The organism is Aurantimonas sp. NFXS3, from assembly GCF_049132005.1.
Taxonomy (GTDB): domain Bacteria; phylum Pseudomonadota; class Alphaproteobacteria; order Rhizobiales; family Rhizobiaceae; genus Aurantimonas; species Aurantimonas coralicida.
Genome location: NZ_JAGDDZ010000001.1, coordinates 742,793 through 760,558, shown reverse-complemented (window position 1 = coordinate 760,558; position 17,766 = coordinate 742,793). Strand labels below are relative to the sequence as shown.

General features: G+C 68.0%; 9 protein-coding genes. 3 read left to right on the top strand and 6 right to left on the bottom strand.

The annotated features are described in order from the left end of the window. Positions 1–28 precede the first annotated feature (28 nt). Complete coding sequence (locus J3367_RS03400) at positions 29–1,498, top strand: MFS transporter (protein ID WP_024348704.1); 1,470 nt, start codon at positions 29–31, stop codon at positions 1,496–1,498. 160 nt (positions 1,499–1,658) lie between these two features. On the opposite strand, the gene J3367_RS03395 is transcribed toward J3367_RS03400, so the two are convergent. The 3 genes from J3367_RS03395 to J3367_RS03385 form a co-directional block, all read right to left on the bottom strand. Further along, positions 1,659–3,644, bottom strand: coding sequence for a PhoX family protein (locus J3367_RS03395; protein ID WP_024348705.1), 1,986 nt, complete (start codon positions 3,642–3,644; stop codon positions 1,659–1,661). A gap of 143 nt (positions 3,645–3,787) precedes the next feature. Beyond that, positions 3,788–4,738, bottom strand: coding sequence for a DMT family transporter (locus J3367_RS03390; RefSeq protein ID WP_035694397.1), 951 nt, complete (start codon positions 4,736–4,738; stop codon positions 3,788–3,790). 111 nt (positions 4,739–4,849) lie between these two features. Beyond that, the gene (locus J3367_RS03385; protein ID WP_024348707.1) at positions 4,850–7,147 is read right to left on the bottom strand and encodes a xanthine dehydrogenase family protein molybdopterin-binding subunit; all 2,298 of its coding nucleotides are present in this window, start codon (positions 7,145–7,147) and stop codon (positions 4,850–4,852) included. A gap of 214 nt (positions 7,148–7,361) precedes the next feature. On the opposite strand from J3367_RS03385, the gene pepN reads away from it, so the two are divergent. Together pepN and J3367_RS03375 are read left to right on the top strand one after the other, a co-directional pair. Then, positions 7,362–10,010 carry an aminopeptidase N gene (pepN, locus tag J3367_RS03380; RefSeq protein ID WP_192844239.1) on the top strand — a complete coding sequence of 883 codons (2,649 nt, stop codon included), beginning with the start codon at positions 7,362–7,364 and terminating at the stop codon, positions 10,008–10,010. A 228-nt stretch (positions 10,011–10,238) separates the two neighbouring features. Beyond that, positions 10,239–12,491, top strand: a complete 2,253-nt coding sequence (locus J3367_RS03375) for a PAS domain-containing sensor histidine kinase (RefSeq protein ID WP_244495448.1) — start codon at positions 10,239–10,241, stop codon at positions 12,489–12,491. A 117-nt stretch (positions 12,492–12,608) separates the two neighbouring features. Here J3367_RS03375 and J3367_RS03370 read toward each other — a convergent pair whose 3' ends face one another. From J3367_RS03370 to J3367_RS03360, 3 genes are read right to left on the bottom strand one after another with little or no spacing between them, the layout of a single operon-like run. Further along, entirely contained in the window at positions 12,609–15,632 is a 3,024-nt protein-coding gene (locus tag J3367_RS03370; protein WP_024348710.1) for a bifunctional [glutamine synthetase] adenylyltransferase/[glutamine synthetase]-adenylyl-L-tyrosine phosphorylase, read from the bottom strand. Continuing rightward, a complete protein-coding gene (locus J3367_RS03365; RefSeq protein ID WP_024348711.1) occupies positions 15,601–17,034 on the bottom strand; it encodes a sensor histidine kinase in 1,434 nt (477 codons plus the stop codon). Before J3367_RS03365 ends, J3367_RS03370 begins: the two co-directional genes overlap by 32 nt. Positions 17,035–17,040: 6 nt before the next feature. Continuing rightward, complete coding sequence (locus J3367_RS03360) at positions 17,041–17,718, bottom strand: response regulator transcription factor (RefSeq protein ID WP_024348712.1); 678 nt, start codon at positions 17,716–17,718, stop codon at positions 17,041–17,043. Positions 17,719–17,766 lie beyond the last annotated feature (48 nt).

The window sequence follows — 17,766 nt, the reverse complement described above, 5'->3', positions numbered from 1 at the left end:
ATCGACCACACCGTTCCAGGGCCGTCCCATGCCACTGCAGATCCTGCCGATCGCCGCACTGCTCGCATCGACCTTCTTCCTGATGGCCGGCGCCGGTCTGATGGGCATTCTCCTGCCGGTGCGCGGCTCGATCGAGGGCTGGTCGAGCTACCAGATTGGCGCCTTCGGCACCTCCTACGCCATCGCCTTCACGGTCGGCTGCTTCGTCATGCCGGTGATCGTGCGCAGCGCCGGCCATGTGCGTACCTTCGCCAGCCTCGCCGCCCTCCTGGCGATCTCGGTGCTCCTCAGCGGCGTCCTCATCGACCCGCTGGCCTGGATCGTCTTCCGCGCCATGGCCGGCTTCGCGCTGGCCGGCACCTACATGGTCGTCGAGAGCTGGCTCAACGAGCGGGTCACCAACGAGAGCCGCGGCAAGGTCTTCTCGATCTACATGGTGGTCACCATGGCGGCGATGATGGGCGGCCAGTACGTCATGCCGCTCAGCCAGCCCGAGCTGACCATTCCCTTCATGCTCTGCGCGATCCTGTTCGCGCTGGCGGTGATCCCGACGGCGCTGTCGCGCGCCGCCTCGCCGAAGCCGCTGACCAGCGTGAAGATCGATGTCGGCCTGATCTTCCGCAATTCGCCCGTCGCGGCCGTCGGCGTGCTCCTGGCCGGCATCATGTCCGGCGGCTGGAACAACATGGCGCCGGTGTTCGGCCAGAAGATCGGCCTGTCGACCACCGAGATCGCCACCCTCGTCGTCGTCGCCATGGCCGGCGGCATCGTCTTCCAGGTGCCGCTCGGCCGCTTCTCCGACCGGATGGACCGACGCTACGTGATGACCGCAGCCGGGCTGATCGGCTTCATCGCCGCCGTCCTCGGCGTCTATGTCGACGTCATGCCCTGGGGCGCGACGGTCTATTTCGTCGTCGCCTTCATCCTCGGCGGCATCGTCTACCCGTCCTATTCGCTGGCCGTGGCGCATGCCAACGACTACGCCGCCGACGAGGATTTCGTGAAGATCTCCAGCGGCCTTCTGATCCTCTACGGCGTCGGCACGATGATCGGCCCGATCTATGCGGCATTCCTGATGGAGAGCTTCGGCCCTGAAGGCATGTTCCAGGCCGTCGGCACCTCGGCCGTTGCCTATGCCGCCTATTCCTACTACCGGACCTACCGCCGCGAGGCGCTGCCGGTGGACGAGCGGGCGGACTTCCAGACCGTGCCGCTGGCCCGCACCCAGACGCCGACCAGCTTCACGCTCGATCCGCGCGCCGAAGCCTCGATCACCGCCGAGGAGGAACTCGCCGCCAGCGACGAGGCCGAGGCGGCCGAGGCAATGGCCAGTGCCGAAGCGGAGGCGGAAGCAGAAGCAGAAGCGGCGCAGGCCAGTGCCGAGTCAGAGAGAGCAGCAGAGGCTGAGGCAGCAGCCGACCGAACCGACCGCGATGCCGCCACCGCGCGTCCGGCCGAACCGGTGACCCCGCCGGACGACAAGGCCGGCGGCATCTGAGCACAAGACGCGGACGCCAGCTCCCTCCCCGGCCTCGGGCGATCATCCGCGCCCTTCGCGAAAGCGGGACCTGTCGAACGCCTCCGGGTCTTGCACCCACACAAACGAAAACGGGCGGCCGTGATGGCCGCCCGTTTCGCGTTTCGGACCTGTCCGGCGGTCAGCCGATGCGGCCGCCGCCCTGCTTGGTGATGGCCACCACCGACGGACGCACCGGCATGTCGTCCTTGAAGTCGGGCCAGCGGGTGGAGAGATCCTCGTAATAGGACGGCCGGCCGAAGCCTTCCCAGTCCTCGCCGCCATCGGCCGGGTGCTGGACCGCCACGAAGGCCGTCTGCATGTCCGGCAGGATCAGCGGACCGCACATCTCGGCGCCCACCGGAACGCGGAAGAACAGCTTCGACGTGCCGCGGGCCGCGCCCTCGGTGTCGACGGCGAAGAGGCCGTCGGTGCGGCCCGTCGCCTTCGGCGAATTGCCGTCGGTGGACACCCACAGCCGGCCCTCGGCATCGACCGCGCAATTGTCCGGCATGCCGAACCAGCCGTTCTTCGTCGTTTCCGTGGAAAAGGTCGCGCCGACATCGGCGACCGACGGGTCGCCGCATTTCAAAAGGACTTCCCACGTGCCCTTGGTCGCGGCGAAGTCGCCGCCGTCCTCGGCGATCTCGATGATGTGGCCGAAGGCGTTCTTGGCGCGCGGATTGGCGGCATCGGCCTCCTCGCGCTTGGTGTTGTTGGTCAGCATCACGTAGACGCGGCCATTGGTGCCGTTCGGCTCGATGTCCTCCGGACGGTCCATCTTGGTCGCCTCGAGAAGATCGGCCGCGCGCCGGGTCTCGATGACCACGTCGGCCTGGCTTTCGAAACCGTTCTCGGCGGTCAGCGGGCCTTCGCCGAAGACCAGCGGCATCCAGGTCAGCGAGCCGTCGTCCTCGAACTTGGCGACATAGAGCGTGCCCTCGTCGAGAAGGTCCATGTTCGCGGCCCGGTCGTCGGGATTGTAGGTGCCCGCAGTGACGAACTTGTAGACATAGTCGAAGCGCTCGTCGTCGCCGAGATAGAACACCACCCGACCATCCGCCGCGACGATGGACTCGGCGCCTTCATGCTTGAAGCGGCCGAGCGCGGTGCGCTTCTTCGGCACCGAGTTCGGGTCCTCGACATCGACCTCGACGATCCAGCCGAAGCGGTTGGGCTCGTTCGGCTCCTTCGACACGTCGAAGCGATCGTGGAAATTGCCCCATTCGTAGCTGCCGTCCGGCACGCCGTAGCGCTCGTAATTCTGTGCTTCCCGGTGATCTGCCGGCAGTTCGCCGACGAAATAGCCGTGGAAGTTCTCCTCGGCCATGATGTAGGTGCCCCACGGCGTGACGCCGCCGGCGCAATTGTTGATGGTGCCGAACACCTTGGTGCCGGACGGATCGGCTGTCGTCTGCAGCCGGGCATGGCCGGCGGCCGGGCCGCGCAGCTCCATCTCGGTTCCGGCGGTGATGCGGCGGTTCCTGGCGCCGTCGGTCACCACCTGCCACTTGCCGTTCTCCTTGCGGATCTCGACGATGGTGCCGCCATGGGCCGCCATCTCGATGTCGACGCGCTTCTGGTCGGCCGCGGCGACCGTGAGCTTGTCGCCCTCGACCTTCACGATGCCCGGGAACATCAGGTGTTCGTTGGTATATTCGTGATTGACGACGAGCAGACCATGCTCCGACGAACCGTCGATCGGGATGAAGCCGACATAGTCGTTGTTGTAGCCGAACTGGCGCGCCTGGGCTTCCGGCGTCTGGTTCGCCGGATCGAATTCCGGTGAATCGGCAAACACCGGATCGCCCCAGCGCAGCAGCACGTCGGCATCGTAGCCTTCGGCGATGTGGTGCATCTCGTCGACGCCGGCCTCGACCTCGGTGAAGTCGAATTTCGAGCCAGCGGCGCCTTCGGCATGGGCCTCGTCGGCGGCCATCAGCGCCAGCGGGCTCACCGTGGCGGCGATCGCCGTGGCAGCCATCGAGCCGCGCAGGAAGTCGCGGCGCGAGAAGCGCGTCGCGATCACGTCGCCCATGGTGCGGTTGTCGGTCGGGTTCAGACCGTCGCCATCGGCCTCTTCGAGCTGGCTGGTGCGGAATACCGCACGGCTTGCATGTTCGTTCATCGACGCCCCCTGATCTTGCGAAATCCGGCACCGTCCAACTTTTGGAACGGTTCCAGCATCGCATAATCAGGCAAGGTCACAAGCCGATGACACGCCACTGTGAAGGCGCGCGGGTGGCGGGCGGGCCTGCGCCGGCGGGCGTTTCAGCCCGTCGGCGGGGTGACGCGGCGGGCCCGCGAGCGCTCCAGGCCCAAGCGGTGCTCGCGCCAGATGATGAAGATGCCGGCCGACACGACGATGGCTCCGCCGAGGATCGTCGTGCCGCTCGCCGCCTCGTCGAAGATCACATAGCCGATGATGATGGCGAGGATCAGCGAGGTGTATTCGAAGGGCGCGATGGTCGAGGTGTCGGCATAGCGGTAGCAGGCGGTCAGGAGCAGCTGGCCGACGCCGCCGCACAGGCCGGCGAGGATCAGGAAGCCGGCCTGCTCCCATGTTGGCACCACCCAGCCGAAGAAGATCGACAGCGCCGCCAGCGCCGACGAGGTCAGCGAGAAATAGATGACGATGGTGGCGGTCTTCTCGGTGTGGACCAGCCGGCGGATCTGGATCATCGCGATGGCGGCCACGGTGGCCGAGACCATCGCCGCGGCAATGCCGATCGCCTCGCCATCGGCCAGCCCGTCACTGCCGAGCGACAGTTTCGGCAGCGTCACGACCATGATGCCGATCAGCCCGACGAGCACCGCCGACCAGCGGTAGAGCCAGACCACCTCCTTCAGGAAGATCGCGGCGAACACCACGGTCAGCAGCGGCGCGCCATAGGTGATGGTAATCCATTCGGGATAGGGCAGCCGCGTCAGGGCGAAGAAGCCGAACCCCATGGAGGTGACGCCGATGACGCCGCGCCAGACATGGCCGCCGAGATGGTCGGTCGTCAGCGCCGTGCGCAGATCGCCGAGCCAGGCGAGATAGATGACGACGGGCACCAGCGCGAAGAACGAGCGGAAGAACACGATCTCGCCGGCCGGAATGCCCTGGGCCCCCGCCTTGATGGAGGTCTGCATGCCGACGAAGACCACGACGGAGATGCATTTGAGCATGATGCCGAGCATCGGATTGGGCGAGGCCGCGTCGCCAGGCACCTGTGGCATTCGTCCCCTCAGACCGCCGCACCCCTTTGCAGGCGCCGGCATCGTCGATCACGCGTTTCTGTCATCGCCCGGCTGAGCATCTCACGGACAGCCGGGCGACGTTTAAGGGCCCTAGCGGGCGGCCTGCAGCGCTTCCCAGACCCGCAGCGGCGTCGCCGGCATGTCGATATGGGCCACGCCCGCCGGCCGCAGCGCGTCGACGACGGCATTCATCACCGCCGGGGCCGCGCCGATCGTTCCCGCCTCGCCGGCGCCCTTGATGCCGAGCGCATTGGTGGTGGACGGCACGTTGCGGGTCTGGAAGTCGAAATACGGGAAGTCCCAGGCCCGCGGCATGGCGTAGTCCATGAAGCTGGCGGTCACCAGCTGGCCGGTCTCGTCATAGACGGCGTTCTCGATCAGCGCCTGACCGATGCCCTGCGCGACGCCGCCATGGATCTGGCCGGCCAGAAGGATCGGATTCACCGTCACGCCGAAATCGTCGCAGATCGTGTAGGACAGAAGCTCGGTCATGCCGGTCTCGGGGTCGATCTCGACCTCGCAGACATGGGTGCCGTTCGGATAGGTCGCCTCGTCCTGCTTGAACTCGCCGACCGCCTTGCGATCGTCGTCGGACTTGGCCGCCGCCGCCAGCGCGGCGAAATCGATGGCCCGGTCGGTGCCGACGATCCGCGCCTCGCCGCCTTCCAGCTCGATGTCCGTCGCGGCGGCTTCCAGTTCGTCGGCGGCCAGCTTCTTCAGCTTCTCGGCCAGCGACTGGCTGGCCCGGCGCACCGACACCGCGCCCAGCGGGATGGAGCGCGAACCACCGGTGCCGCCGCCGGTCGGGGTCTCGTCCGTGTCGCCCTGGCGCACGTCGATCCGGTCGTAGTCCAGCTTCAGCGCCTCGGCGACGAACTGGGCATAGGCCGTGGCATGGCCCTGCCCGTTGGTCTGGGTGCCGATCTTCAACTCGATCCGCCCCTCATGCGTCAGTTCCACATAGGCCGGCTCGGAGCCGGGGAAGGCGCAGGCTTCCACATAGGTCGCAAAGCCGATGCCGCGCAGCTTGCCGTTCTTGCGGGCCGCTTCACGCCGGGTCTCGAAGCTGGCCCAGTTCGCCCGCCGCAGGCCGGCGTCCAGATGCCCGGCGAAATCGCCGGTGTCGTACAGGCGACCGATCGGGGTGCGGTAGGGCAGCTGGTCGGAGCGGATGAAGTTGCGCTTGCGGATCTCGTCGCGCCCGAGACCGAGCTCGATGGCGCATTCGTCCACCAGCCGCTCGATCAGATAGGCCGCCTCCGGCCGCCCGGCGCCGCGATAGGCGTCCACCGGGACCGTGTTGGAATAATAGAGGTGGCAATCCACGTCGATCGCCGGGATGTCGTAGAGGCCGGTCGCCATCGACATGCCGAACCACGGGATCATCGGCCCGAACTGCGAGGCATAGGCGCCGAGATTGGCGTGCAGATCGATCTTCAGCGCCAGGAACCGGCCGTCGGCGTCCATCGCCATCGAGCCCCTGACGATGTTGTCGCGGCCATGGGCGTCGGTGACGAAATGCTCGGTGCGGTCGGCGGTCCACTTGACCGGCTGGCCCAGCCGCTGCGCCGCGACCAGCACCAGCGCGTGCTCGCGATACAGAAACGCCTTGGTGCCGAAGCCGCCGCCGACGTCGCGGGTGACGACGCGGATCTTGTCCTTGCCGACCTTCAGGACGCGCGCCGCCAGCGTGTCGCGCATGCCGTGCACGCCCTGGCTGCCGGTGGTCAGCGTGTAGCGCTCGCTCTCGGCGTCATATTCGCCGACCGAGGAACGGACCTCCATGTAGTTGCAGACGAGGCGGTTCTGCACGAGGTCGAGGGTGGTGACATGCGCCGCCTGCGCGAAGGCCGCCTCCGTCTTCTCCCGGTCGCCCTCATGCATGTGACCGGCGATGTTGCCGTCGCGATCGTCCCAGGCGAGGACATGGCCGGCCTTGGCCGCCGCCAGGTCAGGCACCGCGTCGAGCACGTCGTAGTCGATCTCGACCAGTTCGGCCGCGTCGCGCGCCTGGATCGCCGTCTCCGCCACGACGAAGGCGACCGCGTCGCCGACATGGCGCACCGTGTCGCGGCACAAAACCGGCGCGTCATGGGGCTGGAACGGGTCGCCGCCCACCTGCTTGGGGCTGGCGAGACAGGGCACTTCGCCGAGTTCCGCAATGTCGGCATGGGTCAGCACCATGCGCACGCCCGGCGCGCTGCGCGCCGCTTCCAGGTCGCCGATGGTGAAGCGGGCATGGGCATGCGGCGAGCGCACCACCGCGGCGTGCAGCAGGCCCGCGCGGGTCTCGTCGTCGGTATAGTGGCCCTCGCCCCGGATGAAGGCGTCGTCTTCCTTGCGCAGCACCGACGCGCCGAGGCCAAACTTTGGGGTCATGACGTTCATGGGAAAGCTCCTTCGACGCGAACCGATCGCCGTGGACAGGACCCGTTCGCAACGGGAGGGTCGGCCACAATGGTCTTAAACACCACTTATTGCTTCCGGCGCAGCCCGTCGAGGGTGGAGGTTGCCGGCCCGCCGCATGTGCCCCTCCGCCGCACGCGATTGGCAATCTGCGGTTTCCGGTCTAACTGCCGGGAAAATCAGGAAAGGGAAGCCCATGCTGCGCAGTGAAGACGGCCAGACGATCCGGCTGGAAGATTATCGCCCGACCGATTTCATCCTGCATTGCGTGGACATGACGGTCCGCCTGTTCGAAGGCCGGGCCGAGATCGACACGCGGCTGGTGCTGGAGCGCCGCGAGGGCGTGGCCGAGGATGCGCCGCTGGTGCTCGACGGCGACGAGCTGGCCCTGACCGGCCTTGCCCTCGATGGCGCCGTGCTCGAGGCCGATGCCTATACGGCGACGCCCGACCGGCTGACGATCCGCCAGGCCCCGGCCCGCGACCGCTTCCTTCTCGACATCGCGACCCGCATCGTGCCGGAAGAGAACACCAAGCTGATGGGGCTCTACCGCTCCAACGGCATCTGGTGCACCCAGTGCGAGGCCGAGGGCTTCCGCCGCATCACCTATTTCCTCGACCGCCCCGACGTGCTGGCGCCCTACCGGGTCCGCATCGAGGCCGACCGTACCGCCGCCCCGGTCCTCCTGTCGAACGGCAACCCGACCGAGAGCGGTGATCTCGGCGACGGCCGCCATTACGCCGTCTGGGACGACCCGTTCAACAAGCCGGCCTATCTCTTCGCGCTCGTCGCCGGCGATCTCGATTCCATCCGCGAACCCTTCACCACCGCCAGCGGCAAGCCGGTCGAACTCGCCGTCTACACCGAGAAGGGCCGCGCCGGGCAGGCCGGCTACGCCATGGACGCGCTGAAGCGCTCGATGGTCTGGGACGAGCGCCGCTTCGGCCGCGAATACGACCTCGACGTGTTCAACATCGTCGCCATCGCCGACTTCAACATGGGCGCGATGGAGAACAAGGGCCTCAACGTCTTCAACCACAAATACGTGCTGCTCGATCCGCAGACGGCGACCGACACCGACTATGCCGGCGTCGAGACGGTGATCGCCCACGAATATTTCCACAACTGGACCGGCAACCGCATCACCTGCCGCGACTGGTTCCAGCTCTGCCTGAAGGAAGGCCTGACGGTCTATCGCGACCAGGAATTCAGCGCCGACGAGCGCTCCGCCACGGTGCAGCGCATCGGCGCGGTCCGGCGCCTGAAGGCGCACCAGTTCCCCGAGGATCAGGGCCCGCTCCAGCATCCCGTCCGGCCGACGGAATACAAGGAGATCAACAACTTCTACACGGCCACCGTCTACGACAAGGGCGCCGAGATCGTCCGGATGCTCGCCACCATCCTCGGCGAGGATGGCTTCCGGAAGGGGATGGACCTCTATTTCGAGCGCCATGACGGCGACGCCGCGACGATCGAGGACTATCTCGCCTGCTTCGAGGCGGCCACGGGCGTTGACCTCTCGCATCTGGCCGTCTGGTACAACCAGGCCGGCACCCCGACCCTGTCGGTGCGCGAGGACTACGACGCCGGCGCCGACCGGCTGACCCTCACCCTGCGCCAGTCGCTCGACGAGGGCGCCGCCGGCACGAGGACCGATCCGGTCCATATCCCGGTCCGCTTCGGCCTCGTCGGCTCCAACGGCCAGGACAAGGACGCCGTGCCGACCCATGGCCCGGACGTCGAGGGCGACGTCATTCACCTGACCGAGGCCGCGACGACGCTGGTCTTCGAGAATCTCGGCGAGCGCCCCTACCTCTCGATCCTGCGCGACTTCTCAGCCCCGGTGAATCTCGACTTCGCCCAGAGCGAAGCCGACCGGCTGGCACTGGCACGGCTCGATCCCAATCTCTTCAACCGCTGGAGCGTCCTCAACGATCTCCTCGGCGAGGCGATGGTGCGTGCCTGCCGCGCGGGCGGGGCGGCAACCGCCTCGCCGCTGCCGGCGGAGATCGTCGACGCGGTGCTGGCCACCGCCACCGATCCCGCGCTGGAGCCCGCTTTCCGGGCCCAGGCCCTGGCCCTGCCGGCCGAACCGGACGTGGCGCGCATGCTCGGCCGCGACGTCGACCCGCAGATCGTCCACGACGTGGTAGACGCCGCCCGCCGGGCGATCGGCACCGCCGGCGTCCAGGTCTTCGAGCGGCTGGCCGCCGAGATGGCGACGGTCCAGGCCTTCTCCCCCGACGCCGAAAGCGCCGGCCGGCGCTCGCTCGCCAATGCGGCGCTCGCCTATCTGACCGCCGCCACGAACGACCCGGCGGCGGCCGAGGCGCAATATGCCAGCGCCTCCAACATGACCGACCGCCTCGCAGCGCTCGGCATCCTCGTCCATCGCTTCCCGGATGCCGCGGCGTCGCAGGCCGCGCTCGACGATTTCTACCGGCGCTTCGAGACCGACGAGCTGGTGCTCGACAAATGGTTCGCCCTGCAGGCGACCGTGCCCCGGCCCGAGACGCTGGAGACGGTGATCGCCCTCACCGGCCACGCAAAGTTCTCCATGCGCAACCCGAACCGCGTGCGCGCCGTCATCGGCACCTTCGCGGCCGGCAACCAGCTTGCCTTCCACCGCCCCGACGGCGCCGGCTATCGCTGGGTGGCGGAGCGGCTGGTCGAGCTGGACCGCCTCAATCCGCAGATCGCCGCGCGCATCGCGACCACCTTCCGCTCGTGGCGCAGCTTCGAGCCGACCCGCCGCGAGCAGGCCGAAACGACTCTGCGGCAACTGCTTGAGACTGAACATCTTTCGACGGATCTTGGAGATATCTTGGGAAGGTCTTTGAAATGACTCGTCAATTCGTTGACTCCCAGATTCTGCCGCAATTCCACGCTGGACAAGGTGATTCGCATTTGCTCAATTGGTAATGATTCGGATCGGCGGCGTTCCTGATCGTTAAGATGCGGTTTACGAGGGGTGAGCATGCGAGCGGACGCGTCCAACGCGCCGGCAGGGGGACTATTGTCCCGATTCGAGGCCCTGCTGACTGCGCGAACGGAAATCGCTGGACACGCCAAGATGTTGGCGGCCCCGGCCTACCGACAGCTTCTGCGCTCCGAGAAGGCGCTTCGCCGCTCGATCCCCATCCTCATCGTCTCCTTCCTGGCGCTCGCGGCGGTCATCCGCCTGGCGACCCTCGTCGAGGAGCGGATGGCACTGGAAGAAGGCGCCGTGCGCGACCTGACCATCGCCACCGCGCTGATGCGCGCCGAGAGCCACGCCATCGAGGCCGATGGCGACGGTGTCGCGCTGGCGGCGGATCTGCTGGCCAGCGCCCTGCCCGCCGAACTCCTGCGCCACGGCCGCTTCGCCGTGGTCAGCGACAGTGACGGCATGATCGTCGCGGCCATGCCCGGCTTCGAGAACCTCGTCGGCGGCGACCTCAAGCGCCTGATCGGCGAGCATCAGGAACTTTTGATGTTCGGCGAGCGCGCCGGCGTGCAGGACACCCGCTTCGGCAGCGAACCGGCCCTCGTCGCCAGCGCCCGCCTTGCCGACAATCAGGGCATCCTCACCTTCGTCCAGCGCGAGACCGACCTTCTGTCCGAATGGCGCCATTCGGTCTCGGTCAACGTCACGCTCTTCGCGCTGACCTCCACGATCATGCTGGTCGTGCTCTACGCCTATTTCCGCCAGGCGACGCGGGCCCAGGACGCCGACGCGCTGTATCTGGAAACCCATCAGCGGGTCGATACCGCCCTGTCGCGCGGTCATTGCGGGCTCTGGGACTGGGACATCGCGCGCGGCCGCATGTACTGGTCGCGCTCCATGTACGAAATTCTTGACCTCTGCCCCAGGGACAGCGTCCTGGCCTTCGGCGACATCGCGCCGCTGATGCATCCCGACGACGGCAGCCTGTTCGAGGTCGCCCGGCAGGTCGCCGCCGGCAAGATCACCAGCCTCGACCGCGTCTTCCGCATGCGCCACCGCAACGGCAGCTATGTCTGGCTGCGGGCCCGCGCCGAGGTGTCGCGCACCGCCGAGAACGAGGTCCACCTGATCGGCGTGGCCGTCGACGTGTCCGAGCAGCAGGAACTGGCGCGTCGCACCGACGAGGCCAACACCCAGCTGAACAACGCCATCGAGAACATCTCCGAGACCTTCGTCCTGTGCGACAGCCAGGATCGCCTGGTCCTGTGCAATTCCAAATATCGCGAGACCTTCGGCCTGACCGAGGCGGACGTCGCCCGCGGCACGCCGCTGGCCACCGTCATGGCCAAGGCCCGCAAGCCGATCGACAGCCATGCCGTCACCAGCCCGACTTTCGCCAGCGGCGAGCGCGCCTCCGAGGCGCTGCTGCCCGACGGCCGCTGGCTGCTCCTGTCGGAGCGCCGCACCGCCGACGACGGCTTCGTCTCCATCGGCACCGACGTCACCCAGCTCAAGCTGCATCAGGCCCGCCTGTCGGATTCCGAGCGCCGGCTGATGGCCGTCATCGACGATCTGTCGATCGCCCGGCGCGACGCCGAGCGCAAGGCGGTCCAGCTCACCGAGATGAACCAGAACTACGCCGCCGAGAAGGAGCGCGCCGAGACGGCCTCCAGCGCCAAGACCACCTTCCTGGCCAACATGTCCCACGAGCTGCGCACGCCCCTCAACGCCATCCTCGGCTTCTCCGAGATCATGCGCCAGGGCACCTTCGGCCCGATCGGCTGCCCGAAATACGGCGAGTACGCCGAGGACATCCACCAGAGCGGCCACTACCTGCTGAAGCTGATCAACGACATTCTCGACATGGCCAAGATCGAGGCCGGTCGCCTGGTCCTGAACCACGAAACCGTCGACCTCAGCGAGATCGCCACCGAGACCGGCAAGATCATCGAGGTCCAGGCCGACCAGAAGGCCATCCGCCTCAATGCCGACGTGCCGGAGCGCATGGAGCTGACGGTGGACCGCCGCGCGACCAAGCAGATCGTGCTGAACCTCCTGTCCAATGCCGTGAAGTTCACCGACAATGGCGGCACAGTGAAGATGAAGCTGCGCACGGTCGGCGACGCGGCGCTGATCACCATCGCCGACAACGGCATGGGCATTCCCCGCGCCGCGCTGAAGAGCCTCGGCAAGCCCTTCGAGCAGATCGAGAACGAGCTGACCCGCACCAACAAGGGCACCGGTCTCGGCCTCGCCATCGCCCGCTCGCTGGTGGCGCTGCAGGGCGGCCGCATGCGGATCAGCTCGCAGGTCGGCGAAGGCACGATCGTCGCCATCCGCCTGCCGCTCACCCCTGCCCCGGCACAGACCGAAGCCCTCGACCAGACCGCCGTCGCCTGACGCCTCGCGCGGCGACGCCGCGACGGCACGACCGCGCCCACAGCCCTGCGAAGATCAGTCCACGCTAGGGAGCCAGGCGGTCACGCATCCGCGCGGCTGACAGGACGAAGGACGTCGTCAGCCCCCTTGCGCCGCCGTCGCGGCATCGGCCGGCACCGTCTCGTCCTCGCCGGAGACCGGCAGCAGCGTGTTGAAGGCGTGCCGCACCCGTGCCGCCGTCCTGGCGAGCAGCGGCGCCACTTCCCCCGGCTCCTCCAGCCCCAGTGCCCGCGTCAGCCGGTCGGCCAGCCCGGGCGGCAGATCCTCGATCCGCTCGACCCCGGTCGGGCCGAGCCGCAGGATCTGGATGACCGACGTATAGGTCCGCATCGCGCCCGGCAGGTCCACCGGCGCTCCGTCGGCATCAACGGCGGCGAGATCGGCGGCGGAAAGGACAGACACGGTCGGGCTGCCGACGAGATCGGAATCGGCCCGCCCGGTCAGCAAGGCCCATTGCGCCAGAAACTCCAGGTCGATCAGGCCGCCCGGGATCAGCTTCAGATCGAGCGGGCCCTTGGGCGGCTTGTCGCGGTCGAGCCGCGCCCGCATGTCGGCCACGTCGCGGCTGGTCATGGCCTCGTCGCGGGCCTCGCCGAGAATGTCGCAGATGGTGTGGCCGACCTCGTCGCGGAACTCCGGATCGCCGGCGATCGGCCGCGACCGGGTCAGCGCCATGCGCTCCCAGGTCCAGGCGTCGGTCGCCTGGTAGCGGCGGAAGGAATCGATGCGCGTCGCCAGCGGCCCCATGTTGCCCGACGGACGCAGGCGGAAATCGACCTCGTACAGGATGCCCTCGCGCATCTGCACGGTCAGCGCCGCGATCAGGCGCTGGGTCAGCCGGGCGAAATACAGCCCCGTGGCGAGCGGCTTGTCGCCGTCCGATTCCTCGACATCCGGGTCGTGGTCGTAGAGCAGGATCAGGTCGACATCGGAGCCGGCGGTCAGCTCGCAATTGCCCAGCCGCCCCATGCCGAGCAGCGCCAGCCGTGCGCCGGGCACCCGGCCATGCTTCTCGGCGAAGGCGTCGCCGACCGCCTTGAGCGTGGCGTCCAGCACCACATTGGCGATGTTGGAGAAGGCCGGCCCCGCCTCCCCCACATCGACGACGCCGCTGAGGAGGCGCGCACCGACCAGGAAACGCTGTTCGGAGGCGAAGATCCGCAGCCGTGCCAGAATGTCTTCATAGCCGTTCGCCTCCGACAGAAAACTCGCCAGCCGCTTCTCCATCATCGCGCTCTCGGGCACCTCGTCGAAGAAGGCCGGGTCGAGCAACGCGTCGAAGACATGCGGGCGCGCCGCGATGGTCTCGCGCAGCGCCGGAGCCGATGTGATGATCAGCGCCAGAAGATCGAGGATGCGGGGGTTGGAGGCGATCAGCGAGAAGAACTGGATGCCCGCCGGCAATCCCGCCAGAAACGTGTCGAAGGCGGCGATCGCCCCGTCCGGGTCCTTGGCGTTGGAAAAGGCTGCCAGCAGCATCGGCAGGCCCGAGGCCAGGCGCTCGCGCGCCGTCTCCGACCGCGTCGAGCGGTAGCGGCCGAACCCCCAGCCGCGCACGATCCGCGCGACGTCCTCCGGCCGGGCGAAGCCCAGCTCCTTCAGCCGTGCCAGCGCGTCGGGATCGTCCTCGCTGGACAGGAGCCGCTTGGAGACCGCCTCCTCGCCCTCTCCCGCATCGCGCTCGCGGCCGTCGTTGAACAGGCTCGTATAATGCCGGTCCACGCGGCGCAGATGCGACAGCAGCGCCTCGGCGAAGGCCTCGCGACCGTCGAACCCCGCCAGCCGCGCAATGCGCTCCAGCCCTTCCTCGTCCTCCGGCAGCGTGTGGCTCTGCTCGTCGGCGACCATCTGGATGCAGTGCTCGATTCGCCGCAGGAACCAGTAATCCTCGAGGAGGTCGCGGGCCGTATCGGCGGTGATCCAGCTCCCCTCGGCCAGCTCGTGCAGCGCCTCGTCGGTGCGCCGGCTGCGCAATTGCGGCGCCCGTCCGCCGGCGATGAGCTGCTGGGCCTGGACGAAGAACTCGACCTCGCGAATGCCGCCCCGCCCGAGCTTCACATTGTGGCCACCCACGGCGATGTCGTCGAAGCCGCGATGGCGATCGATGCGGGTCTTCATCGCCTGAATGTCGGCGATCGCCGCGAAGTCGAGATATTTGCGCCAGACGAAGGGCGTCAGCTCCTGGAGGAACGCCTCGCCCGCCGTCCGGTCGCCGGCGATGGTGCAGGCCTTGATCATCGCGGCGCGCTCCCAGTTGCGCCCGGAGCCCTCGTAATAGCTCATCGCCGCATCGGTGGAGATCGCCAGCGGCATCGCGCCCGGGTCGGGCCGCAGCCGTAGATCGGTGCGGAAGACATAGCCGTCCGCGGTCCGCTCGCCGACGATCCGCACCAGCCGCCGCACGATGCGCGAGAAGGTGTCGACCGATTCGGTCGGATCGGCGGCGACCGACTGCTCGGGATCGAAGAACACGATCAGGTCGACATCGCTGGAATAGTTCAGTTCGCGCGCGCCCAGCTTGCCCATGCCGAGGACGAACAACCCGCATCCGGCCTCCGGGTCGGCCGGGTCGGGCAGCGCGATCTTGCCGCTCTTGTGGGCCGCGATCAGGCAGAAGCGCAGCGCCGTCGCGACCGCCGCTTCGGCCAGTTGCGACAGATCCTCGGTGGTCTCCTTCACGCTCGCCGCGCCGAACAGGTCGCGCAGCGCGATCAGCAGCGAGACCTCGCGCTTGATCAGGCGGATCGTCGCCATCAGCGCCGTCTCGCCCTGCTCCGCCACCTCCATGTCGCGCAGTTCGCCGATCCGCTGCGCAATTCTTTCACGCGCCGGCGCGTCGAACAGCGCGTCCAGCCATTCGGGGTGCTGGAGCATCTGGGTGTTGAGATAGGTCGAGAGGTCGAGCACCGCGCCGAGCCGCGCCACGTCCGGGCCGCCCCGCGCGAGAAATTCGCCGAGCCGCGTCAGATCCTGCGCCGCCGCCGCCTTGCTCAGGTCAGTGAGCCACGCCTCCGCCTTGCCGGGATCGAGCGGCGTCGGGGCGATGTCGCCGCCGATGCCCAGACCGCTGTCATGCTCTTGCGCCGTGTCCTGTTTCGCCATCGGCGACCGTCTTTCCATCCTGAGGAAACTCCAGGACCACTCTAAGGCCCGGCGCCGCATCCTCAAGCGCGAGACGTCCGCCATGCACCCGTGCGATCGCCTGGACCAGCGACAGGCCGAGGCCGGAGCCCGGCAGCGAACGGCTCTGGTCGAGGCGGTAGAAGCGCTCCAGCACGCGCTCGCGCTGGTCGGCGGGCACGCCGGGACCGTCGTCCGACACCGACAGGCGGCAGACGCCATCGGTCAGTTCGAGCCGCACGGCGATCCTGGCGCCGCCGCCATCCGCAACGCCGTATTTCAGCGCATTGTCGATCAGGTTCGACAGGGCCTGGGCGATCAGTTCGCGGCTGACGGAGGCCTGCACCGGCGGGCTCGGCACAAAGACCAGCGTCGCGCCGGCTTCCTCGGCGAGCGGCTCGTAGAGTTCGCAGACATCCGCCACGATCCCGGCGACGTCGACGCGGGTCTTGATCACCGGATGCGATCCCGCCTCGACCCGCGAGATCATCAGCAGCGCGTCGAAGGTGCGGATCATCTGGTCCGCCTCGGCGATCATCCCCTCCAGGACGGTGCGCGTGCCGGCGGCGTCGACATCGGCCGACAGCGCCGCCTCGGCACGGTTGCGCAGGCGGGTCAGCGGCGTCTTCAGATCGTGGGCGATGTTGTCGGAGACCTGGCGCAGGCCCTCCTGCAGCAGGGCGACGCGGGCAAGCAGCGTGTTGAGATTGTCCGACAGCCGGTCGAACTCGTCGCCCGTGCCGGTCACCGGCAGGCGTTCGGTCAGGTCACCGGCCAGGATCCGCGCGCTCGCCCCGGACATGCGGTCGAGGCGCTGCAGTGCCTGCCGTCCAACGAGGAACCACGCGAACAGCGCCGCCGCCCCCATCAGCGCAAAGGCCAGGATCAGCGCGCTGCGTACGATCTGGCGGAAGCGTTCCTGCTCGGTCTGGTCGCGGCCGACCAGCACCCGCATGCCGTTCGGCATGCTGACCACCTGCGCCACCGCCAGATGGTAGCGGTCGCCCGGATCGTCGGCGAAGCGCTCATAGCCGAAGGGCTGTTCGGTAAAGCCGCCCTCGTCGAGGACGCCCGCCTGCAAGCTCTCCACATTGCCGGCGAGAATGCGCCCGGTGGCGTCGGTGACGAGGTAGAGCGAGGCGCCCGGCTGGCGTGCGCGACGGTCGATGGTGCGCACCAGCCCGGCAATGCCGGCGGCATCGTAGATCTGCGCGATCTCGCCGATTTCCTCGTTGATCGCCGCCCGGCTCTGGTTCTGCAGAATGCTCGACGCCGTCGCGGTGACATAGAAGACGAGGATCACGGCGGCGACCGAGAACAGCAGGAAATAGACCGCCGACAATCGGACGGCGGTCATCCGCATCAGGGCCTTCAACCGCGCCATCGGGGCTTACGCGTCGCTGCGCATGATGTAGCCCGAGCCGCGCACCGTGTGCAGCAGCGGCGTGTCGAAGTCGCGCTCGATCTTGGAACGCAGCCGGGAGATATGCACGTCGATCACGTTGGTCTGGGGGTCGAAATGATAGTCCCAGACATTCTCCAGCAGCATCGTGCGGGTCACGACCTGGTTGGCGTGCTTCATCAGATATTCGAGCAGCCGGAACTCACGCGGCTGCAGCACGATCGGCTTGCCGTTGCGGCGCACCTCGTGGGACAGCCGGTCGAGCTCAAGGTCGCCGACCCGGTAGCTGGTCTCCACGTCCTTGCTGCCGCGGCGCCGCCCCAGCACCTCGATGCGGGCCAAGAGCTCGGAAATCGCGAAGGGCTTGGCGAGGTAGTCGTCGCCGCCCGCCCGCAGTCCAGTGACCCGGTCGTCCACCTGCCCCAGCGCCGACAGGATCAGCGCCGGCGTCTCGTTGCCCTTTTCGCGCAGGCCCGAGATGATCGACAGGCCGTCGCGCCTCGGCAGCATGCGGTCGACGACGAGAACGTCGTAGCTTCGGCTGTCGGCCATGTGAAAGCCGTCGTCGCCATCGCCGGCATGTTCGGCGACGTGACCGGCCTCGCGCAGCGCCTTGACCAGATAGGCCGCGGCTTCGCTGTCGTCTTCGATGATCAGGATGCGCATGGGGTCGGGCAGCGTTGCGGGGCTCGGGGAGAAGGACATCTCGGTTTC